We start from the raw sequence: 21553 nt of genomic DNA, 5'->3' as shown, positions 1-21553 counted from the left end.
CCTTTTTCATTTTAATTTTCTAAAGTCATGGGTACTTCTATGAGTAATATACGGCTTTTTTCCAGTGTTTTAACTTGCACAAAATCTGTTTCCCAAATACCTACGGCATCTCTAGGGCTTAAAGTTTGTCCGTTTACTTCTGCTTTTCCTTCAATCAGGAAAGCATACACTCCATTTCCTTCTTTCTTTATCTTATATTGTGTGTCAAAATTTTCATCCAAATTTCCTAATACAAAATACGCATCTTGGTTTATCCAAAGAGCATTTTCATCATCAGGAGAAACCACCGTTTTTAGCTCATTATGGTAGCTTTCAGGCAGATACGTTTTTTGGTCGTAACGTGGTGTGATGTTATATTTTTTAGGCATCACCCAAATCTGTAAAAGTTTCACAGGGACATCATGGTTGGCATTTTTTTCAGAATGATAAATACCTGTACCTGCTGACATAATCTGGACATCATGCTGACGTATAATGCCCTCTCCTCCTGTGCTATCTTTGTGAGCCAAAGCCCCTTCGAGAGGGATGGTTACGATTTCCATATTATCGTGTGGGTGGGTATTGAACCCTGTTCCTCCTGCCACAAAGTCATCGTTGAGTACACGCAAAGCACCAAAATGTACTTTTTCGGGATTGTAGAATTGCCCAAAACTAAATGAATGACGGGCTTTTAACCAACCAAAATCAGCTTGACCACGTCCCATTGCAGGATGAAATAACTTTTTCATAAAAAACTCCTTTTTAAATGTTTTAACATCTATTGTTATAACATTTAATATTCAAAAAAGTTTCAAAAAGATAGAAAAAGAAAATTTACAAAAAATTTATTTGATATAATATATATTACCTAACATTCGTTAATTTATTTTTTTAATATAACATTTGCTCAATTTTATAAAGGATAAATGCAAAAAACAAAGTATTTTAAAATGAAAAAGTATTTAATTTTAGGAATTATATTAATAAGCTTAAAGGTATTTGGTCAAAATAATACATCATCTGATAAGTTAAAATTTTTCATTGGGGAGCAGGTTATTAATGCCGGAGATGAAAATGAAAAACAAATTATCCAAATTTGGAAAAACTACATTTCATCAGGTCAATATGGTAATCCAGATTCACCCTATTGGTCATTTGAAAAAACAAATGTGCCTGATGAATATTTGTGGGCTTTAAACCTGACCAATATTCAAAATAATAAATATCAAACACAATGTAAAATTATAGGGATTTTTCCTGTTGAACATGGATACTACTGTTTAAAAAGTGCATTTATGCATATTGTTGAAGGAGAGATATTTTTAGATGTTATTCCTACTGTTTATGCTAAAAAGTTCAATGGAAAGTTTTTACTTGTTAATAGTACTACTTATCATAAAGAAATTTTAGAACATCATAAAATTGGTAATGTTAATTTTTACGTTCATCCATTTCACAAATTTGATATTGTAAAAGCCAAACAGATGAGTGCTTTTTGTGAAGAAATGGCAAAAAAGTTTGGAACAAGCCCTTTTGAAATAGATTATTTTGTCTCCAATACGTCCAGAGAAATAACTGAAATTTGGGGATATGAGTATATGGACAGAATGTATAGACCAGAACAAACGGGAGGAGTTGCCCTTGTTAGTCAAAATCTTGTATTAGCTGGTAATAATTCAGAATATTATCCACATGAAGTCGTTCATTTATATGCTTATAATGTTGCTCATAATTTGCCTTATTTTTGGATAAATGAAGGTATAGCAACCTATTTTGCAGGTAGCTCTGAAAAAACATTTGAATGGCATTTGAAAGAATTAAAGGAATTTCACAAAACCAATCCAAATTATGATTATGTAAATATTGATAAACTGGTCGATTTTGATATACCAAATGGCAAACACATGACTGATTTGAGATATATTATTGGTGCTCTTATTATTCGAGAAATTTATAAAAAAGAAGGCATGAAAGGTATTAAAGAAGCTTTGACAATTGGAGATACCAAAGATGATATGTTTGTCCTTATCAAAAAAAAGCTAAACGTAGATAAAAAACAATTCAATACTTTCATTCAAAAACAAATTGAAAACTGAGCATAACAAGGTACACCAAAAACGGAGCCAAATTCTTTGATTAAACTTTTATGCTAATTGCCAAGCTCCACTTCTATCCACCACAAAATTAGCTTGAAAAAGGTTTCTTAAACTATGAGCCACATATTTATTACTAATTTAGAAGGTGAACAAAGATTTATAGAATGGGAAGAATTAAATCAATTGAAAAAAGATATTCTTTGGTTTTTTGCTGAAAACACAAAACAGTTGAATGCTTCTTTTATTCCTAAAGAGTCTTTTAAAAATAAATATTGGGAGTATTTTACATTAAATTATAACGATTTTTTTAATAAAGAAGAGCATCAATTTTATGTAGAAGGAGTATTAATTATTACTCTTGGTATGTGTATTGAATATATTGATACATTAAGTGGAGACCAGCAAATTTTTGGAGAAACTTCAATTTCTGAAATTATTGAGTACATCAATAAGTTTAATCCGAGTAATGAAAACCAAAAGAAATTAAAAAAACTTGTTGAATTGGGTTTAGAAATAGCTAATTCTTTAACACCTGAAGATTTAATCAGTACAGAACTCAATAAATTTGAATATTTACATTTGAATAACTTTTACTCTCAGTTAAATTGGGTAGATGATACATTTATCAAAACTTATTTCCGTTCTCTTTTATAAACTCATTTTTAAATATTTTAATATTAGTTCGTTTTTTAGAACAATTATTTATTCATTTCCAAGTATTTAACAAAATATACAAATTAGATTAACGAATGTTACTAAAGAAAAAATAAACGAATGTCGTATATTTAAGTGTTAGCGATCATGCTAAAAACGAAACTTCAAACAAAAAAAAATGGCAATAGAATATGTTACTTAATCTAAAAGAAGGAGAATATTTAGGGCAAAACATAAAATCAGTAGATAACAGTTTTTTAAATCTAAGTATAACAAGCTATGAACCCTACTGCAAAATTGTAAACCATTACCATGATAATGATTACATCAGTATTTTGGTAAAAGGACATTATTACGAGAAAAATAAAGTGGAGAATAATTTAATTTCCGTAGGCCAAATTCTTTTCAGACCGCAAACTTACAACCATGAAAATCAGTTTGAAAGTTGGGGCGGAACTTGTTTCAATATTGAATTCAAATCAGAGTGGCAAAAAGAAATAGATACTCCATTGGTATTGCCCAGTAAATTTACAAATTATAAAACAGGTACATTTCCGTCATTGTATAAGTTATTAGTTCACTTCCAAAATCAAAACAGAGGTGATATGGATTTTGAATTTATTTGCGATTGGCTATTTGAACTCAATCAAAAGCAGCTTTCAAAAGGACATCTTCCATGGATTGATAAAATTATCCAAATATTAGAGAAGGAAATCAACAGCTTTCACACACTCCAATCCCTTTCCGAAAGGGTACATGTTCATCCAATATATCTTGCCCGTGCTTTTAAGGAAAAAAAAGGCTTAACCATTGGAGAATTCCAGTTAAAAATGAAACTTGAAAATGCAATTTCAATGCTAATGAATTCAATCCTTACCATAAGTGAGATTTCTTTTCTGAATGGTTTTTTTGATGATGCACATTTTATTCGCTCATTCAAATCGGTTTACGCAATTTCCCCACATCAATTTCGACTTTCTATAAAAAAGTTAATCTGATACAATTTTAGTTGAAAGCGATAAGAGATCTTTGTCTCTTAATAATTTTTAACTAAAAATATTTTATGAATAGTATAAAAACTGTTGCTTGCCTTTTTTTAATACTAACTTTAAATTTAGTCAATGCTCAAAATGCAAAAAATCCAGATTTTGACAAAATTTACAGCCATGTTTTAACTGCAAGAGTTGATAAAATACTCGCTATAATTGACTCAATTCCCGAGCAATCACTAAATCAGAAGGAACTTGAAATAAAAAAACGATATATAAGCCGTTTTTTAACAAAAGACGAAAAATTTACTTTTTATTCAAACGATAATGAAGTTCAACAAATTCTTAACTATTATTACTCCTATTGGCAAATGGTGCTGACCAGAGAACATCCTTATGATTCAAGTAAGTTAGCATTAGAAAATAAAATTGTTTTGCTATTAAAAGAAAAATATTCAGCAGTACAAAAAATCCCAACCGATAGCATAAAAAACAACCTACAGTCATTGCTTAGTGATTATTTGGGAGACGAAAAAAAAATAATTTCCGTAATTGATTTTAATAGTACCATTGCCGATATATATCTATGGGAGAAAGAGTCTGAAAAATCATATCGTGTAAAATTACCAGATACTACAATGAGTATAAAAGTAACTTTTATGGAAGACATCATTACTTTAGGTTGGTCTGAATTTGCATCATTAAATAAAATTACTACAGGTGGTTTTGTAGCAAATACAGGAATATATTGCGTTCCTAAAAGTTTAAGATATGGTGGATACGAACTAAAAAGTGAAAAATTTTTGATTAGTTATCTAAAACATGAAACACAACATTTTTATGATGTTCCTAAATTTCCAAATTTATCTTTCGCTGATAGAGAGTATAGAGCCAAACTTATTGAGTTAGTTTATGCAAAAAAAACGCTATACAATTTAATAGAGGATTTTACATCTCAAGCCAATACGGATGACAGGGAAAATTCCCATCCTTATGCTGATTATATATTAATAAGAGATTTATCAAGGGAAATTTTTCGTTGTGAGTTTGAAAAAGATATGGCCAAATGGAAATCTGTTAGTAAAAAGAAAATTAATAAAGCAGCTTATAAGACATTGCAATCTAACACAAAAGCTTTACAGCTTAAAGGGGCTAATGTTGAAAATTTTATTATGCATTAACTTGACAAGATGAAACCATAAGACATAAAAGCATGAACTGGATTTGACAATAGTGAGGCTGAAACATTTGTATTACTATGAGCTTTTGTACAATCATCAAAAAGACGACAATGAAATTAAACATACTTTTATTTCTGAGTACCATTACTCTATTGACATCATGCAATGGACAGACCTCTGATCAGAAGAAGAATACTGATTTATTCATAAAAGGTGATATTGTAAAAGAACTTGGTAAAAGCATAATGGTTATTTATCAAGACAGTAAGAATACTTATTGGTTTGGAAGCTGGGAAACAGGAGTGTATAAATATGATGGTAAAACTTTAATAAATTACACAACAAAACACGGATTGCATAGCAATAGAGTTGATGATATAAAAGAAGATAAATCGGGCAACATATATTTTTCTGGTATGAATCCAAACTCTACAATAACTAAGTTTGATGGAAAATCATTTACCAAAATTATAGCAACCCCAAGTAATGAATGGAAACTTGAAGCCAATGATTTGTGGTTAAGAAATGCTTATCAAGCCAAACAAAAAGTTTACCGATTTGATGGAAATATCCTTTATGAATTGACACTTCCAAAGCCACCTAAACTTAACAATCCATTTGAAGTTTATAGCATTTATAAAGATAGAAAAGGAAACATTTGGTTTGGCACAAACCCTGTCGGAGTTTGCCGATACGATGGTAAATCATTCGAATGGATTACAGAGGAAGATGTGACAGAATTTCGCAATGAAGGGGCAAATGGAGTACGTTCAATAACAGAAGACAAAAATGGTGACTTTTGGTTCAATACTGAATATCGTTATAATATTTATGACAGTACCACACTAAAAAGCAATAAATTTTACACAAGGCACAAAAGCATAGGTGGTTTAGATGGGAAAATGGAAAGCAATTTGGACGAGTATCTATCAACAGTGAGAGATAATAATAACGATTTGTGGTTTGTAACTTATCGTGATGGAGTTTGGAAATATGATGGTAAGAATATTTCTCATTATGTAGTTCAAGATAATTCAAAAAACATTACATTATTCAGCATTTACAAAGACAACAATGGTGATCTTTGGCTTGGAACACACGAAAATGGAGCATGGAAATTTAACGGACAAACATTTGTAAAATTTGTGCAATGACGAGTTTCTATTGGGTATTTGTGCTAAATTAAAAAGTTCCATCCTTGAAATCTGCAACTATGCAAAGCTGTAAAACGTTAGCTACAATTTTAAAATGACAATAAAATACATAATATTAGGCTTAACTTTTGGAACATCAATATCAGTTGTTTCTTGGATGATTGGGATTATATTTAATGGTATTTTTGGAAAAACTGAATTCTATAAAAAATTATCAAATCTAAATTTTATTGAAAGTAAATCTTTGAATAAAAATATTGGGATGGAATACTTTAAGTGGATTGTGAAGAATACATTTTTTAAGTTTTTTAATCAAAAAATAAAAATAGAAAATAAAAATAATGATTTCAAAAATATAAGAAATGAAATGACACTAGCTGAAATTAGTCATTTAGTTGGATTTATTTTTGTGGCACTTTTCGCAATTTATTTTAGTTTCAGGGTGAGCTTAACATATGGTCTGACAATAATGATTCCTAATACTTTTTTGAATTTATATCCATCTTTATTACAACAAGAAAATAAAAGAAGAATTGATAAATTAATTAAAAGATAAAACTGTAGCTAACACGGATTTTGCATCAGGTGGGCGGAAGTTAGATTCAGCGTTTGTATTGAGCATTTGTGCTAAATTAAAAAGTTCCATCCTTGAAATCCGCAACTACATAAAACGTTATGCGTCATATTAGAAAAAACCGAAATGAACAAAAGAATAAAATTGATTTTCTTAATACTCATACTGACACTAAACTCTTCTTGCGTTGAAAAGAAATCAACAGAGAAAGAAACTAACAAGTCTGAATTGGTAGTAGCTTCAAAAATCGACACGTTAAAGTTTACCTCTGGAATACGTGCTATCTTTCAAGACAGTAAAGGCAATTATTGGTTTGGAAGTCATAATGAGGGTGTAAGCTTTTATAATGGAAAATCATTTGAATACTTTACAACCCATGAAGGTTTACTAGACAATCAAATTCGTTCAATTCAAGAAGATAAGAATGGAAGAATTTGGTTTGAAACGTCAAAAGGAGCAAGTGTGTATGACAAAGGAATATTTACTAATTATTCGACAAAAACCAACGAACCAAAAAAGGAATGGAATCAAACCATGGGAGATTTATGGTTTTATGCAGGTGAAGAAGGCGGAATAAATCGTTTTGATGGAATAAATATGAACTATTTAATGTTCCCAAAACCCAAACATATAAATCCTGATAATACTTTTGGCGTAACGGATATTTCAAAAGATAACGATGGTAAAGTTTGGATTGCAACTTATTCAGCACTATTCAACTATGATGGTAAAATCGTAACTATCTTTGATAATAAAAAATTGAACCTAAAAAATAATGAGCTATTGCATATAAGAAGTGTATTAGAAGATTTAAAAGGTCGAATTTGGATAGGAAATAATGGAATTGGCGTTTTGCTAATGGAAGATAATTCAATCATTAATTTTTCTGAAAAGAACAATTTAATCCATCCAACAAGCACAAGAAGAGGAGATAAATCAAAACCAGGTACACTTGAACACGTTTTTGCTATTGAAGAAGATAGTGAAGGCAATATTTGGTTTGGAGATAGAGATACAGGGGCTTGGAAATATGATGGTAAGAAGATTACAAACTATATAATCAACAACAAACTTTTGTCCCCAATGATTTGGACTATTTATAAAGACAACAAAAATAATTTGCTTTTTGGAATGGCAGACGGAAGCATCTATAAGTTTAACGGAAAAGCTTTTGAAAAGCAATTTTAAGAAATACGAATGCACAAGAGCAGTTTACTTCGTCAGTTCGCTTCGCTCATGTGGCAAAATGGCGAGTTCGGTGCTAAATTCAATGGTAGTTCTTCGATTGATTTTTTGTATAAAACTGAAAAACAGCCTCTCTAAAACATAGAGAGGCTGTTTTATTCATTTATAATTAACTCTTTTGTTATTTTTTAAAAGAGAAGTTATGTTTCATGTTTTTATGGCTTTGAAGCTCCACTTCTACCATACCCACCACAAACTCCGCTTGTATGCGAACAGGTATTCGGTTTTTATCTGCTGAAATAAAGACTTTTACTGGTCGTTTGCCTTTAAAAAGCTGATTTTCGGGCATAATGGGCGAAAGTACATAACAATTGGTTTTACCCAATAAACATTTGGCTTCTTGCTCTCCCAAATATTCAACTTTCAAATCGTAGGTATCGCTTTCTAGTACAGCAGGTACGCTTAACATCTCTCCTTTTTTGTACTTTTCAAATGGCAGTGTTCTTAAAAAATAAAATCCACTTACAATATCTTGTACATAATCAGGAATACTGAAATTGCGTTGTCCTCTTTCATCCTTAATCTGAGCTGATTTTTGTAGAGGGCTGAAAACAGTTGTTTCTTCTTTTTTATAATTTCCTTCCAAAAGATTTCTATAAAACTTTTGTGTCTGTATAGAGGCTGTATCCACGTACGAACGCCAAAAATCCCTGATTTTAGTTACAGCTTCTAAACTACCAACGCTTTTACCATAAACATCAATTCGGTAACAAGGTCTGTTATTGACCAAATAAAGTTTATTATCCACATCAATGGTAGCAATACCAGCATTCAGGAAACCAAAATGTACCAAATATTCTAAATGTTCGCCTTTTCCAAAATTGTTTTGTAAAACAGTTCTATACCCTTGATTACTTGAGATAAAGGTACTTGTAACAAAAATCATTAAAATGGTTGTAAAAATCTTTTTCATATTTTTCTTCAATGTTTATTTACAATAGAAGTATTTTCAAAATTTGTACCAAACTACATAGATTTAAGTATTTGTACATAATTAAATGGAGAAAACCTTATAGGTTTTTAAGTTATTGTTTTGACTTAATTTTTTGATAATCAGAATTAAAAAATACAAACCTATAAGGTTTCAACATACATCTAAAAACATTTATGAACTTATAAAGAAGGATATTTTTCTTTGAGGAAATTGAGATAATTCTTCAAATTTCCTTTAAATTTTTGTTGAAATTCTTCTTCAAAGTTTGTTTGTTTAGCTCTATAACGTACATAACCCATAAAAAATGTATTATTGGGTTTGAATTTAGCCAAACGAGCTTTGTTGTAACGTATTTTCTTAAATGGCTGGTCAGCAAGCCCTGACACAATTGCTGAGATAGTTTCTTCCTTTTTTATTTTCTTCTGACTATCAGGCATTTTCTTAAATTCTTCACTTTCATAGAGTTTTTTGAGCGTTTGTGTATTCTTGAGAACATATTCGTAAAACAGCGAATCATCGTGGTTTTCAAAAATGTAATTTTTGTATTGTTTGGACTCTTTCCCAAATTTTCTTTCTAAAAACAACAATGCCCCTTTATCACCAATGAAACTGGCTAAGTTTTCGTTGAAATCTACATCATCTTTCACATATAAAGTACTATGTGTCAGTTCATGAATAATTAGATTTGCTAAATCACCTTCGGAGGCTCTGAGCATCGAACTTAAAATGGGGTCTTTGAACCAACCCAATGTACTCCAAGCTCTTACTTCTCCAATATCTGTGTCGTAGCCTTTTTGAGCAAGTTCAGCAGAGTCTTTCAAGGCTTTTTGCATCTCAAAATGCCCTTTGTACGAGAATTTACCTAAAAACCCGAATGTCCATTCGTGGGCTTTAAGTTCGTAGGGTGGGCAGGCTGTAACCACCCAAAGCAAAGGTTTTTTCTTCTGGTCGTAGAATGTCGTATAATTTTTAGTAGGGTTGATACCCAAAGAATCTTCTGCAAAGCGTTTGATTTCTTGTATAAGACGGAGTTTATTTTTGATGCTGTCTGTTATGTTTTTATCTTCCAACACTTCTGTAATGGGGCGAGCTCCCCAAATGATTTTTGCTTGCCCAATTCCCTGATTTATTCCATAAATGAGCAACTCATGATACCAAATAGCCAGTATCAAAAGTACAAATAAAACACCCCAAGCTATTCTTTTTAGCTTTTTTTTCATAAAAACTTGAATTATTTCCTTATAAATACTACCTTAAACAAAGATTTATTGTTCCAATTATGCAAAAAATTACTGAAAAATATTACGATTATATTCTCTACAAAGATAATGAAGATTATATATTCTCTGTTGTGTGTGGCACAATCGCTGTTTTTGATGTAACCATTAAACTCAATACACAAGAACAAAAAGAATATCAGCAAAAAGGAGAAGCTTTTTTAGATACTTTTTCAAGTACTATTCGTAGTAATCCAGAAGGTTTTTTTGACAGACGCATTTAGTTTTTATATTTAGATAATGTATGAAAAATTTATTTTTAAGCATTTTTTTATGTGTTAGTTTTGGTCTTTTTGCTCAACAAAAAGATTGGAAAACCCACAAAGTAGCCAAATATCAAATACAATATCCTTCTAATTGGACATTGACAAATGGAAAGCCAAGCAGAGAGTTTTTTTTAATAGCACAACCCGAATCTGATTTGGATACATTCAAAGAATACATCCATTTAACAGTTTTTAATTATGAAGGCACAAAAATGACTTTAGATTGTTTTGTAAATGACGCTGTAGATAGAATAGAAACACATATAAAGAATGCAAAAATTTTAGAAAATATAAAAAATAAAAAAAAATCATATCACAAGATTACCTATCAAAGTGAGGCAAATGATCGAACTTTAAAAGTTTTACAACATTATTGGATGGTTGAAGAAAAGATATATATTCTTACTTTTACAGCAGAAACATCTGTTTATCAGTCTTATTTAGAACAAGTCAATCAAATTTTTAAATCTTTTAAGATTGCTGACTAATCCCACTCAATATTATCTGCTTCTTTTTCTAAAATCTGATAAATTTTATCTTCATTTTCAACAAGGTAGGCTATTATTTTAAATAGTTTTTTAGACTTTTGCATATTATCTTCATTTAAAGTATAGTAAGCCACATACATACCTGCTTCAGGGTCTGTACCCATATCAGTGTACACATCTGGGTGATATTTAGAAAGATAAGTATCTAAAAAAGCTTTCCAGTTATAACCATTCATATAGGCATTGGGGTTCAACTCTCCCATTTTCTGCCCAATTCCGAAAGGTTTTTCTTTTTCTATATAAAAACATACAGAAATACTTTCTTCGTGTTCTATAATAGACAAGTAATCTTTTTGCATTTTTTGTTTTTTGAGTTCTTCTCTGCCTATTTCTCTTTTACACATCCTTCTAAACATGGGTGCTCTATCATCGCCTAATTCAGCACTTTTTATAAAATAAGGAAGAGCCATTTCATACTCATTTTTATAGTAATAAGCATACCCTACTCTAAAATGCCAAAGTGGATCATTTTCACCTTGTTGCTTGATAGACATAAAGATATCCAAAGCAATATCATATTCTTCTGTGTTGTTGTAAGCTCTACCTAGATGGCTTAAAAGATCATAATCCAACGTTTCTTTTGGAAGTCTGTTTATATTTTCAATAATTTTTTCATACTCTTCTTCTTCATGCCATTGTGTTAATTGCTTTATCAAAGATTCCATAAGTTTTATATTTTTAATTCATTTTTAAAATTCTACCTTCAAATCCTTTTAAATCAGTTTCTTTAGCTCCTGCCGTACTCAGTAGCCACATAATAGGAAAGCGACTTTTAATTTTTGGAGCATCACAATAACCATCTGTAAAATAGACAATTGCATCAGGTTTGTATTTTGTATTGGCAAATTCGATAGGAGCGTTGAAATCTGTTCCTCCTCCACCTTTTACAACTTTTGGGTTTTGCCCTTTGTAATAATATTGTTGATGAATCATGGTATCACACTCCACTATCAAAATTTCTGCTCCTTGTCGCCAAATATGATAAATTTCTTGAAAAAACTCTTTCAAATCGTCCTCTGCCACGCTTCCTGATGTATCAATGGCTACCAAAATTTTATTTCGACGTTTTATTTTTATACCTGGTGTGGTACCATAACGTTTGGAAGGGCGTTTCAGCGTATTTTTGATGTATGTTTTAGCACTGCTATTAGCAAACAAACGCAGAATTCTACGCCAATTCACAGAAGGCAACATACTTTTCTCAAACTCGTTGAGATATGTCTGAAGCCCTGCTGGTAGCTTTCCAAACTCTTTGCTACGAGTTCTTTTGATAATCTCGTAAATTTTCTGTTTAATAGATTCCTCCAGTAATTCTCTTTCAGCACTACTCAAACCCTCAAAATATTTCCAAAGGGCATGTTGTTGCTGGCTTAAGGCATCTTCTCTTAGAAAAGACTTCAAATTTTCCCAAGAAATATTTGGTTTGCCTTCTCCTTCTTCACCACTTTCGCTTTTGCCATTCCCTGTTTGTTCTTCCTTGGTTTTTTGTTTGTAAAGATTATGAAGTTTTTCGTAATAATAATTCAACGACTCAAAAGGGCGTAAGTTGAGTTCGGGGAAAAGCTCTAAGAAAACAGCTTCTTTGATGAGTTCTTTTCTATCAATCAACTGATTTACAACCAAATCGGCTGCTACATTAAAAATATCGTGATGGCTAAACTCTTTGTATCGAACAATATGCAACAACACAATATGGAGAATTTCATGCTTAATTCCTCCATACTGAAAGATTTGTTCTTTGAGAACATCATTCCAAAAAGTAGGATTGATATGCAGTGTAATACGGTTTTGTCTTGCCTCTACTGCCAAAGTAGGCAACATTTCTGATATATTTTTGATGATACCAGAAAAAAAATGGGCATAAAAAGCTTCTTTTAAAATAAGTTGAGAGCTTATTTTGTCTATTTCTTGAGCAACTTTTGTAATCATAGTTATCTTTAAATCTCAGCAAATAAAGCCATGCTTTTTTGTTTTTTACAAATTAAGAAATAATATTTCTTTTTCTATGAATCAGTAAGGCTTTTTTTATATTTTTGAACTCACTAAAAAAATACATACTTAAAATTTGATGAACCCTGCTATTGTCGTTTCCGTTTTATCTGCTTATTTCTTTCTGTTAATTTTGATTGCTTACTATACCTCAAAAAATGCTACTGCTTCTACATTTTTTGATGGTAATAAACAATCTCCATGGTATTTAGTCGCTTTCGGGATGATTGGAGCTTCTCTTTCAGGAGTTACTTTTATTTCTATACCTGGAGCTGTACTGACAAGATCTTTTGGATATTTCCAGTTGGTTTTGGGCTATGTGGCAGGCTATGTGGTCATTGCATCTATTCTCATGCCTCTGTACTATAAACTCAATTTAGTTTCTATTTATACCTATTTAGAACAACGTTTTGGGCGATATGCTTATAAAACAGGGGCTTCATTTTTCTTACTTTCAAGAACAATTGGAACATCTTTCCGTTTATTTCTAGCTGTAGAAGCTTTACAAATAGGCTTGTTTAATGCTTGGGGCTTTCCTTTTTGGCTTACAACAGCTATCAGTATTGCTCTTATTTGGGTTTATACTTTTAGAGGTGGTATCAAAACGATTGTTTGGACAGATACTTTTCAAACAACTTTTCTGTTACTTGCCTTATTTTCAGCAATTTTCTTTATCAAAGAAGATTTAAATTGGAGTGTTGGAACACTTTTTAATCAAATAGAAAGCAGTCCTATGTCTAAAATATTCTTCTGGGATGACTTTTTAGGTAGTAAAAATCATTTTATCAAGCAATTTTTAGCAGGAATGTTTATAGCCATTGCTATGACAGGTTTAGACCAAGACTTAATGCAAAAAAACCTGACTTGTAAAAACCTCAAGGAAGCTCAAAAAAATATGTTTTCTTTTGTGACTGTACTTGTTTTTGTGAATTTAGTATTTTTGGCAATGGGGGCTTTGCTATATTTATATACCGAAAATAAGGATATTACATTACCTACAAAAGCAGGAAAAATCATTACAGACCAAGTATATCCAGTTTTGGCATTTGAGCATTTTGGTATCATTGCAGGTATTGCGTTTTTGTTGGGTATAACAGCTGCCACATATGCCAGTTCTGACTCAGCATTGGCATCGTTAACTACTTCGTTTTGCATAGACTTTTTGGGAGTTACTAAAAATCAGAAAGGTGAAAAAGAATCAAAAAATACAGTTAGAATGGTTCATTTAGGATTTTCTATTGTTTTATTGATTATTGTGGTTATTTTTGAGAAAGTCCGAAATGCCAACCCCAATGTAAATATCATTGGAACTTTATTTCAAGCTGCTGGTTATACATATGGGGCATTATTGGGACTTTTTGCCTTTGGTATTACAACAAAACGTACGCTCCAAGACCCTTTAGTACCAGTAATTTGTATATTGGCTCCTGCCCTTTGTTTTGTCATCAATATCTATTCAAAAGAAATCCTTGGAGGATATGTATTTGGAGATGAGTTGATTATATTAAATGGATTTCTAAATTACTTAGGGCTTTGGGCTATCAGCAAAAAAAGTGAATACTCAATAGCATTAAAACAATCATAACTTATCACTCATAATTCATCACTATCATGACTCGTATTGCAGAATCTGAACTCATTATCAATAAGGATGGTAGCATTTATCACCTCAATTTAAAACCTGAAGATATTTCTGATACCATTTTGGTAGTTGGCGACCCCAATAGAGTTCATAAAGTGAGTCAATATTTTGATTCCGTTGATTTTGAGATGAATAAGCGAGAGTTTATCACTCATACTGGTATTTACAAAGGCAAACGTCTAACTGTTATTTCATCAGGTATGGGAACAGACAATGTGGAAATTCTGATTACAGAACTAGATGCCATTGTCAATATTGATTTGAAAACTCGTGAACGAAAGAAGAAACTCAAGAAATTAAATATTGTTCGTATTGGTACATCAGGAAGCCTACAAGCAGCCATCGGAGTTGATAGTTTGGTTGCTTCTTCGTATGGATTGGGTTTAGATACACTTATGTATTTTTATAAACTTGCTCAAACAGATTTTGAAAAAACCTTTTCTCAAAACTTTCAGAATTCTATGCAGTTGGGTTTTACTCCTTATTGTGTAGAAGGCTCCAAAAGTCTTACTGAAAAACTTGCTTTTGATATGCTCAAAGGCGTTACGGTTACTGCCCCTGGCTTTTATGCCCCACAAGGCAGAGAAATCAGGACAAGTATTCGATATCCTCATTTGGTAGATGAATTAAGCTTTTTTCATCATGAAGACCACTGGCTTACCAATTTTGAAATGGAAACAGCAGGTTATTATGCTATGTGCCGTTTATTGGGACACGAAATGCTCTCTTTAAATGCTATCATAGCCAACCGAATTACACAGGAATTCTCTAAAAATGCAGAAAAAACGATTGACAATCTCATTAAATTGGTTTTGGAAAGGGTTTAAAATTTATTTTATTGTTTTATGGTGAATTCACAAAAAAACAAACAGCAATTTTTGTTTTTCCAAGAAAACATTGCATATTTGGGGCTTTTAAACAAGAACATAAACCAAAATTTAACCCCATGAAAGCAAAGGAAATCAGAGATTTGATAGATTTTATAGCTCAATCACCTTTGGACGAAGTAAACATCGAAACAGATGAGTTTAAAATAAGTGTCAAACGTCATAGCGGAGTTGTTAAAATGGAGAATGTTTCAACTACTGTGGCTACACAACAACCTAGTTATACGCCTACTACAGTAATATCTAAACAAGATTCCACTCCTCAAGAAACACAAACAAACCCTAAAGAAGGCTCAAATGCAGGTAATTATATTACCATCAAATCTCCAATGATTGGTACTTTCTACAGAGCTTCTAAACCTGATGTTCCTAATTTTGTGAATGTTGGTGATGAGGTAAAACAAGGACAAATAGTTTGTATTGTTGAAGCCATGAAGCTTTTTAATGAAATCGAATCTGAAATTTCTGGAAGAATTGTGAAGGTTCTTGTAGAAAATGCAACTCCTGTAGAATATGACCAACCTTTATTCTTAGTAGAACCTATTTAATATTTTTAGAAACAAGACATTAGGCACAAAGATTAAGAAATTTTTATTTCTGTATATCACAATATTTTGCCTTTTATGTCTTGTTTTTTATATCTAAAAGCAACGTCTTATGTTTAAAAAAATATTGATAGCCAATCGTGGCGAAATTGCTTTACGCATTATTCGTACTTGTAAAGAAATGGGAATCAAGACAGTAGCTGTTTATTCTACTGCTGATAAAGAAAGCTTGCATGTTCGTTTTGCCGATGAAGCCGTTTGTATTGGTCCTGCCATCAGTAAACAATCTTATTTGAGTATTCCAAGCATTATTGCAGCAGCCGAAATCACCAATGCTGATGCTATTCACCCTGGGTATGGTTTTTTATCAGAAAATGCTGTTTTTTCTCGTACTTGTAGAGAGCATGGTATTAAGTTTATTGGAGCTACACCTGAACAAATTGAGAAAATGGGTGATAAAGCAACCGCTAAAGCAACCATGAAAATAGCTGGTGTACCCATTGTACCTGGTTCTGAGGGTTTGGTGAATGAACTTTCTGAAGCAAAAAAATTAGCGAAAAAAATTAAATACCCTGTTATTATCAAAGCTACAGCTGGTGGTGGTGGTCGTGGAATGCGTATCATTACCAAAGAAGAAGAATTTGACAAAGCTTGGGATGATGCTAAAATGGAAGCTGGTGCAGCCTTTGGCAATGATGGTTTATACTTAGAAAAATTTATTGAAAATCCAAGACATATTGAAATTCAGGTATTTGGAGACCAATTTGGCAATGTTTGTCACCTTTCAGAAAGGGATTGCTCTATTCAACGTAGAAATCAAAAACTAATTGAAGAAACCCCCTCTCCGATGCTTGATGAAGCTCTTCGTAAAAAAATGGGTGATGCAGCTATCAAAGGTGCTAAAGCCATTAACTACGAAGGTGCAGGAACAATTGAGTTTTTATTGGATAAAAATGGTGATTTCTATTTTATGGAAATGAACACTCGTATCCAAGTAGAACACCCTGTTACTGAAGCCGTTACTGGTTGGGATTTGGTGAAGGAGCAAATCAAAGTGGCTGCAGGTATTGAAATTTCAGGAAAAAATTATTTTCCTCAAGCATTTTCAATGGAGTGTCGTATCAATGCAGAAGACCCTGCCAAAGATTTCAGACCTTCCCCTGGTAAAATCACGAATTTACACATCCCTGGTGGTGCTGGCGTTCGTGTAGATACACATGTGTATTCAGGCTATACCATTCCTTCTAATTATGATTCTATGATTGCCAAAGTGATTGTAACAGCTCAATCAAGACAAGAGGTAATTGTAAGGATGAAAAGAGCTTTACAAGAGTTTGTGATTGAAGGGATTAAAACAACTATTCCATTGCTTATCAAGCTCATGGATGACCCTAATTTCCAAAATGGAAAAGATTTTACAACTCAATATATGAATACCTACGATTATTCAGACTTATAAAATATTTAGAGTGCTTAGATGTAAAACCTAAGCACTTTTTATTTAAATCCATTATAAAAACATGAAATACAACGATTTTTTAAAAGAATTTGAAGGAAAAGAGGTTTATTATTTTCCAAGTACTGGAGTATTCTATTTGTGTTCCAAAGAAAAAATGGGCTACACAAAATGCACATTAAACATTGTTGGAGAGGATTTTGTACTGCTTGGTTTTACCAAAGATAGCATGTTTACATCCAGCAAATCCTTATCTATTCCTTTAGGACTTATTATTTTTGAATTTCCTCCTATAAAATCATAAAATTAAAAGGCTCAAGTAAATTTGAGCTTTTTTAATTACATTTGCTCATATTTTTGAGTTTTCATGCAATTGTTTAAAGTTTTAAGTTTGTTTTTGGGTGTCTTCTTGATAGCCTGTGAGCCTGCTTCACGTCCAAATATTCATTTCTACCACTGGAAAGGAGCTTTCCAAGTAGATAGTGTAGAGCAGGCTTTTCTAAAAAAAGTAAATAGTAAAAAGCTTTATCTTCGTTTTTTTGATGTAGATTATCAAGTAGAACAAGGTGCTGTTCCTATTGGCATTACTCGAATAAATGATTCTCTTTCGTACCAATTTGATGAAATTGTTGCTACAATTTTCATTACAAACAGAACCATGATTCAAATTCCTTCAGATAAAATTCCTGATTTGGCACAAAAAATAACAAAAAAAATATTTTCTCAAGGCAAAAAACTGCCCGTCAAAGGTATTCAGTTAGATTGTGATTGGTCAGAACAATCTCAAAGAAATTATTTTATGCTTTGTACTGAAATCCGAAAAATTTGTAAATCTAAAAATATTGAGCTTTCTGCTACTATTCGTTTACATCAGTACAAATATGCTCATCAAACAGGTATCCCTCCTATAGATAGAGGTGTTTTGATGCTTTATAATGTGGGTGATATTGATGGAAGAAACACTCAAAACTCCATTTTAGATTTGAAAATAGTGAGTAGTTATCTTTCTGATACCGAATCCTATCCTATTCATTTGGATGTAGCTATACCTATTTTTTCGTGGGCTGTTGTACAACGTATGGGTAAAACTGTCAATTTGTTGAGCCAAATTAGTTTCCAAGAATTAGAAACCAATAAACATATTAAAAAAATACAAAAAAATCTTTATAAGATAACAGAAAATCACTATTTTGGAGGTGTATATTTGTATGAAGACGATTTTTTGCGTTGGGAAGATATATCCATAGAGTTATTAGAAAGCCTTTGCAAAGAAGTATCAAAGCACATTAAAGCAAAAGAACTTATATTTTATCATTTAGAAAGCAAATTTTTTAAACATTATGAAATTCAAAAGCTCACAAATTTGGCTAATTATTGGCTTTAATGTTCTTGCCTTATTCAATACTTGGCATGTAGAGAGTTGTTCATATTGGGAGCCAGATTGGGAACTTTATCGTTTTTTTAGTCCAGAGCAACCACAAACACAACGTTTTAAACCTCTGTACTTTTCATGGAGTAGGTTTTATGATGAAGAAAGTATTAAGAGGAATGAACTGGATGAGAATTTGGTTGAATGGCAAAATTATGTAGGTAATCAGGCTACGCAAAAAGACTTAGAAGCTATTATCTATAAATCCACACAACAAGATTGGGATAAAATTCGAAATTATGTGCTTTTACAGAAGCCCTTAAATGATAAAAAGTGGACAGATAATAGTGTTGTACAGTATTGGGCAAGTAAGAAAAAAGATGCAGAAGCAGTTGAATATCTTGCTTTTGCAAAAAAATGTGAAAAATATGCCTTCAAAGAAGATGTTTGGTCTGAATCTCCTCAGAATTCTCAAGAAATGCTCTTGAGTTACTCAAAAGAAGCTGAAAAGCGTTCTGTAGCAGCCAAAGAACCATTTTTCAAATTACGTTATGCTTATCAGGCTATTCGCTTAGCTCATTATGCATTTGATTATAAAAGAGTTATTGTACTACATGATGCATTGGTTGAGCCTTTAAAAACTGAGAATGTCATTCGTTATTGGGCTTTGGCACATAAAGCAGGTGCTTTACAAAAATTAGGACAACAAGCTATGTCTGCCTATTTATTTGCTGTGGTGTTTGAAAAGTCTAATGCAAAAAAAGTAAGTTCATTTTTAAGCTGTAAAGTCTATTCAGATGCAGATTGGGCAAAAGCTGTAAGTCTTTGTAAAAACAACAAAGAAAAATCTACATTATTCTTTATCAGAGGCATACATCCTCAAAACTTAGTTTTGCCAGAAATGATGGCAATTTATAACTTTGACCCAAATTCAGATTATTTGGATATGTTGCTTTCACGTGAAATCAACAAAATTGAGTTCACGCTCATGCCTCAAAAAGTTTCACAAACTGGTTTTGAAGGTTATGCCAACTCAGACCAAATTGCTTTATACAAAGCTTATATTCCTAAATTAAAGACCTTTATTTTACAATATTTGAGTACACAAAAAGACGCTCAAAAGCAAAGTTTGTGGTTAATGGCTTTAGGCTATTGCGACTATCTACTTGGTAATCCTCAGGATGCTCGTAAATCGTTTGCTAAACTCAATAAAACGAACCTCACTCCTGAAGGAAAAAAACAAATTGAGCTTTTTGAAACAATGGTTGAACTACTCGAAATCAATATTTTAGATAATGAACAAGAAGAAAAATACTATCAGAAAGTAAAAAGCTTCAATAGTTCTGCACTCAAAGGATTGATGGTAGCAACTTTTCAAAGACATTACCAAAAACAAGGTGAGAAAGCTAAAGAATATCTTTCTTATCATGGTTTAGGTGATATTCAGACTCATTATGCAAACTTAAATGAACTCTTAGAATTTGCTAAAAAAGACACTTATACTAGCTACGAAAAAGAGCTACTTACTAAAATAAGTGACAAAAATCCATATAAAGTATTGCAAGAAAGTAAAGCTACTATGCTCTTTGCAGAAGGCAAATTGGATGAAGCTGAAAAATTATTCAAAGAAGCTGGTATTCATACTGTTCTCAAAGGAGACCCAACAGCAGACGAACTAAAAGATTGTTTTGATTGTCCAAGAAACAAAACATTTACAAAAATGGGCTTAATTCAACAAATCAAGCTTTTAGAAGGGCAAGCAAAAAAAGGTTCTGTAGATGCTTATCTAAAATTGGGTAATATTTACTACAATACTTCTTTTTTTGGGCATAGCTGGCAAGCAATGGATTATCAAAGAAGTGGTTCTACTTGGACATCTTTTGGGGTTGATAATTATTTTAAAGAGTATATGCAAACAGATTGCTCTAAAGCATTAGAATACTACCAAAAAGCAATGGAAATAGCAGATAAAGCTGGTAATAAAGAGTTAGCTGCCAAAGCTTGTTTTTTAGCTGCCAAAGCAGAGCAAAATGCCTTATTTATTACAGAAGAGTTTAAAAAAGCTGATAGAACTCATGATGGATTAAAACCTTACTTAAATCCTAAATATAGAACTCAATTTGATGTACTTAAAAACAAATATAAAACTACACAGTTTTATAAAAGAGCTATCAAAGAGTGTTATTATTTTAATTTATACACAAACTTATAGAAACTTGATATTTGCTTTTGACACCCATTATAATAATAATAAAGCTCATACAGTTTGTATGGGCTTTGAAAACTGGACAGATAAGGAAGCAACTTTAGAATTAAGCGAAGATTTGGAAGTTCCTGACGAGTATGTATCTGGCGAATTTTATAAAAGAGAATTGCCTTGTATTATGAGCATACTTACTCAAATCAAATTGCAAAAAGAAGATATCATTGTGGTAGATGGCTTTGTGGTACTTGATGATAGAGGAAAATTAGGCTTGGGGGGACATTTGTATGAGGAATTAAACAGACAAGTTCCTATTATTGGTGTTGCCAAAAGCAATTTTGCTACACTCAATACGTTAAAAAGAGAGGTTTATAGAGGAGATAGTAAAAGGCCCCTATACATCACCAGTTTAGGTATTGATTTGGATAAAGCTACTGCTTATGTACAAAGTATGCATGGAGCTTATCGAATACCTGATATTTTAAAAAAATTAGACCAAAAAACTAAATTTTTAATATAATAATATTTCAAACTGTTCCACTCTTGAAAACTTAAAACTTCACTA

Annotated in this window: 22 protein-coding genes; 17 read left to right on the top strand and 5 right to left on the bottom strand. The window is 31.7% G+C overall.

The window, feature by feature from the left end; genetic code table 11:
• Positions 1-11 precede the first annotated feature (11 nt).
• The gene (locus AD998_09825) at positions 12-728 is read right to left on the bottom strand and encodes a pirin (protein ID KOY86403.1); all 717 of its coding nucleotides are present in this window, start codon (positions 726-728) and stop codon (positions 12-14) included.
• A 201-nt stretch (positions 729-929) separates the two neighbouring features.
• Between AD998_09825 and AD998_09820 the strand changes: the two genes are divergently transcribed.
• From AD998_09820 to AD998_09790, 7 genes are all read left to right on the top strand, one after another.
• Complete coding sequence (locus AD998_09820) at positions 930-2075, top strand: hypothetical protein (protein KOY86402.1); 1146 nt, start codon at positions 930-932, stop codon at positions 2073-2075.
• A gap of 114 nt (positions 2076-2189) precedes the next feature.
• Positions 2190-2729: a hypothetical protein gene (locus tag AD998_09815; GenBank protein KOY86401.1), complete on the top strand. Its 540-nt coding sequence runs from the start codon at positions 2190-2192 to the stop codon at positions 2727-2729.
• A gap of 191 nt (positions 2730-2920) precedes the next feature.
• Positions 2921-3727: a hypothetical protein gene (locus AD998_09810; protein ID KOY86400.1), complete on the top strand. Its 807-nt coding sequence runs from the start codon at positions 2921-2923 to the stop codon at positions 3725-3727.
• A gap of 65 nt (positions 3728-3792) precedes the next feature.
• On the top strand, positions 3793-4899 hold the full coding sequence (locus AD998_09805; protein ID KOY86399.1) for a hypothetical protein: 1107 nt from the start codon (positions 3793-3795) through the stop codon (positions 4897-4899).
• A 110-nt stretch (positions 4900-5009) separates the two neighbouring features.
• Positions 5010-6053 (top strand): hypothetical protein, encoded by a 1044-nt coding sequence (locus tag AD998_09800; GenBank protein KOY86398.1) that lies wholly within the window; start codon positions 5010-5012, stop codon positions 6051-6053.
• 100 nt (positions 6054-6153) lie between these two features.
• Positions 6154-6609, top strand: coding sequence for a hypothetical protein (locus AD998_09795; GenBank protein KOY88136.1), 456 nt, complete (start codon positions 6154-6156; stop codon positions 6607-6609).
• 144 nt (positions 6610-6753) lie between these two features.
• A complete protein-coding gene (locus tag AD998_09790; protein ID KOY86397.1) occupies positions 6754-7815 on the top strand; it encodes a diguanylate cyclase in 1062 nt (353 codons plus the stop codon).
• A gap of 178 nt (positions 7816-7993) precedes the next feature.
• On the opposite strand, the gene AD998_09785 is transcribed toward AD998_09790, so the two are convergent.
• Together AD998_09785 and AD998_09780 are read right to left on the bottom strand one after the other, a co-directional pair.
• The gene (locus AD998_09785) at positions 7994-8785 is read right to left on the bottom strand and encodes a hypothetical protein (protein ID KOY86396.1); all 792 of its coding nucleotides are present in this window, start codon (positions 8783-8785) and stop codon (positions 7994-7996) included.
• Between the two features lie 200 nt (positions 8786-8985).
• A complete protein-coding gene (locus AD998_09780; GenBank protein ID KOY86395.1) occupies positions 8986-10026 on the bottom strand; it encodes a hypothetical protein in 1041 nt (346 codons plus the stop codon).
• A gap of 59 nt (positions 10027-10085) precedes the next feature.
• Between AD998_09780 and AD998_09775 the strand changes: the two genes are divergently transcribed.
• Both AD998_09775 and AD998_09770 read left to right on the top strand, forming a co-directional pair.
• The gene (locus tag AD998_09775) at positions 10086-10307 is read left to right on the top strand and encodes a hypothetical protein (protein KOY86394.1); all 222 of its coding nucleotides are present in this window, start codon (positions 10086-10088) and stop codon (positions 10305-10307) included.
• Between the two features lie 20 nt (positions 10308-10327).
• The gene (locus AD998_09770) at positions 10328-10837 is read left to right on the top strand and encodes a hypothetical protein (GenBank protein ID KOY86393.1); all 510 of its coding nucleotides are present in this window, start codon (positions 10328-10330) and stop codon (positions 10835-10837) included.
• On the opposite strand, the gene AD998_09765 is transcribed toward AD998_09770, so the two are convergent.
• Positions 10834-11196, bottom strand: coding sequence for a hypothetical protein (locus AD998_09765; protein KOY88135.1), 363 nt, complete (start codon positions 11194-11196; stop codon positions 10834-10836). The two genes, AD998_09770 and AD998_09765, sit on opposite strands and share 4 nt — an antisense overlap.
• Positions 11197-11575: 379 nt before the next feature.
• On the bottom strand, positions 11576-12826 hold the full coding sequence (locus AD998_09760; GenBank protein KOY86392.1) for a hypothetical protein: 1251 nt from the start codon (positions 12824-12826) through the stop codon (positions 11576-11578).
• Between the two features lie 139 nt (positions 12827-12965).
• Between AD998_09760 and AD998_09755 the strand changes: the two genes are divergently transcribed.
• From AD998_09755 to AD998_09720, 8 genes are all read left to right on the top strand, one after another.
• A complete protein-coding gene (locus AD998_09755; protein ID KOY86391.1) occupies positions 12966-14471 on the top strand; it encodes a sodium:solute symporter in 1506 nt (501 codons plus the stop codon).
• A 26-nt stretch (positions 14472-14497) separates the two neighbouring features.
• The gene (locus tag AD998_09750) at positions 14498-15355 is read left to right on the top strand and encodes a phosphorylase (GenBank protein KOY86390.1); all 858 of its coding nucleotides are present in this window, start codon (positions 14498-14500) and stop codon (positions 15353-15355) included.
• Between the two features lie 119 nt (positions 15356-15474).
• Positions 15475-15963, top strand: a complete 489-nt coding sequence (locus AD998_09745) for an acetyl-CoA carboxylase biotin carboxyl carrier protein subunit (protein ID KOY88134.1) — start codon at positions 15475-15477, stop codon at positions 15961-15963.
• A gap of 109 nt (positions 15964-16072) precedes the next feature.
• Positions 16073-17419, top strand: a complete 1347-nt coding sequence (locus AD998_09740; GenBank protein KOY86389.1) for an acetyl-CoA carboxylase biotin carboxylase subunit — start codon at positions 16073-16075, stop codon at positions 17417-17419.
• Between the two features lie 61 nt (positions 17420-17480).
• Complete coding sequence (locus AD998_09735; protein ID KOY86388.1) at positions 17481-17720, top strand: hypothetical protein; 240 nt, start codon at positions 17481-17483, stop codon at positions 17718-17720.
• Between the two features lie 63 nt (positions 17721-17783).
• Positions 17784-18800: a hypothetical protein gene (locus tag AD998_09730; protein KOY86387.1), complete on the top strand. Its 1017-nt coding sequence runs from the start codon at positions 17784-17786 to the stop codon at positions 18798-18800.
• A complete protein-coding gene (locus tag AD998_09725) occupies positions 18757-20997 on the top strand; it encodes a hypothetical protein (GenBank protein KOY86386.1) in 2241 nt (746 codons plus the stop codon). Before AD998_09730 ends, AD998_09725 begins: the two co-directional genes overlap by 44 nt.
• A gap of 4 nt (positions 20998-21001) precedes the next feature.
• Positions 21002-21508, top strand: coding sequence for an endonuclease V (locus AD998_09720; protein ID KOY88133.1), 507 nt, complete (start codon positions 21002-21004; stop codon positions 21506-21508).
• Positions 21509-21553: the final 45 nt, after the last annotated feature.

This window comes from bacterium 336/3, assembly GCA_001281695.1.
Lineage (GTDB): Bacteria > Bacteroidota > Bacteroidia > Cytophagales > Thermonemataceae > Raineya.
This window is presented reverse-complemented; position numbering and strand designations above follow the sequence as displayed.

What these genes read in the sequence shown, in the direction of transcription:
- AD998_09825 (KOY86403.1), bottom strand. Translation starts at nt 728, where the DNA reads ATGAAAAAGTTATTTCATCCTGCAATGGGACGTGGTCAAGCTGATTTT.
- AD998_09820 (KOY86402.1), top strand. Translation starts at nt 930, where the DNA reads ATGAAAAAGTATTTAATTTTAGGAATTATATTAATAAGCTTAAAGGTA.
- AD998_09815 (KOY86401.1), top strand. Translation starts at nt 2,190, where the DNA reads ATGAGCCACATATTTATTACTAATTTAGAAGGTGAACAAAGATTTATA.
- AD998_09810 (KOY86400.1), top strand. Translation starts at nt 2,921, where the DNA reads ATGTTACTTAATCTAAAAGAAGGAGAATATTTAGGGCAAAACATAAAA.
- AD998_09805 (KOY86399.1), top strand. Translation starts at nt 3,793, where the DNA reads ATGAATAGTATAAAAACTGTTGCTTGCCTTTTTTTAATACTAACTTTA.
- AD998_09800 (KOY86398.1), top strand. Translation starts at nt 5,010, where the DNA reads ATGAAATTAAACATACTTTTATTTCTGAGTACCATTACTCTATTGACA.
- AD998_09790 (KOY86397.1), top strand. Translation starts at nt 6,754, where the DNA reads ATGAACAAAAGAATAAAATTGATTTTCTTAATACTCATACTGACACTA.
- AD998_09785 (KOY86396.1), bottom strand. Translation starts at nt 8,785, where the DNA reads ATGAAAAAGATTTTTACAACCATTTTAATGATTTTTGTTACAAGTACC.
- AD998_09780 (KOY86395.1), bottom strand. Translation starts at nt 10,026, where the DNA reads ATGAAAAAAAAGCTAAAAAGAATAGCTTGGGGTGTTTTATTTGTACTT.
- AD998_09775 (KOY86394.1), top strand. Translation starts at nt 10,086, where the DNA reads ATGCAAAAAATTACTGAAAAATATTACGATTATATTCTCTACAAAGAT.
- AD998_09770 (KOY86393.1), top strand. Translation starts at nt 10,328, where the DNA reads ATGAAAAATTTATTTTTAAGCATTTTTTTATGTGTTAGTTTTGGTCTT.
- AD998_09765 (KOY88135.1), bottom strand. Translation starts at nt 11,196, where the DNA reads ATGCAAAAAGATTACTTGTCTATTATAGAACACGAAGAAAGTATTTCT.
- AD998_09760 (KOY86392.1), bottom strand. Translation starts at nt 12,826, where the DNA reads ATGATTACAAAAGTTGCTCAAGAAATAGACAAAATAAGCTCTCAACTT.
- AD998_09755 (KOY86391.1), top strand. Translation starts at nt 12,966, where the DNA reads ATGAACCCTGCTATTGTCGTTTCCGTTTTATCTGCTTATTTCTTTCTG.
- AD998_09750 (KOY86390.1), top strand. Translation starts at nt 14,498, where the DNA reads ATGACTCGTATTGCAGAATCTGAACTCATTATCAATAAGGATGGTAGC.
- AD998_09745 (KOY88134.1), top strand. Translation starts at nt 15,475, where the DNA reads ATGAAAGCAAAGGAAATCAGAGATTTGATAGATTTTATAGCTCAATCA.
- AD998_09740 (KOY86389.1), top strand. Translation starts at nt 16,073, where the DNA reads ATGTTTAAAAAAATATTGATAGCCAATCGTGGCGAAATTGCTTTACGC.
- AD998_09735 (KOY86388.1), top strand. Translation starts at nt 17,481, where the DNA reads ATGAAATACAACGATTTTTTAAAAGAATTTGAAGGAAAAGAGGTTTAT.
- AD998_09730 (KOY86387.1), top strand. Translation starts at nt 17,784, where the DNA reads ATGCAATTGTTTAAAGTTTTAAGTTTGTTTTTGGGTGTCTTCTTGATA.
- AD998_09725 (KOY86386.1), top strand. Translation starts at nt 18,757, where the DNA reads ATGAAATTCAAAAGCTCACAAATTTGGCTAATTATTGGCTTTAATGTT.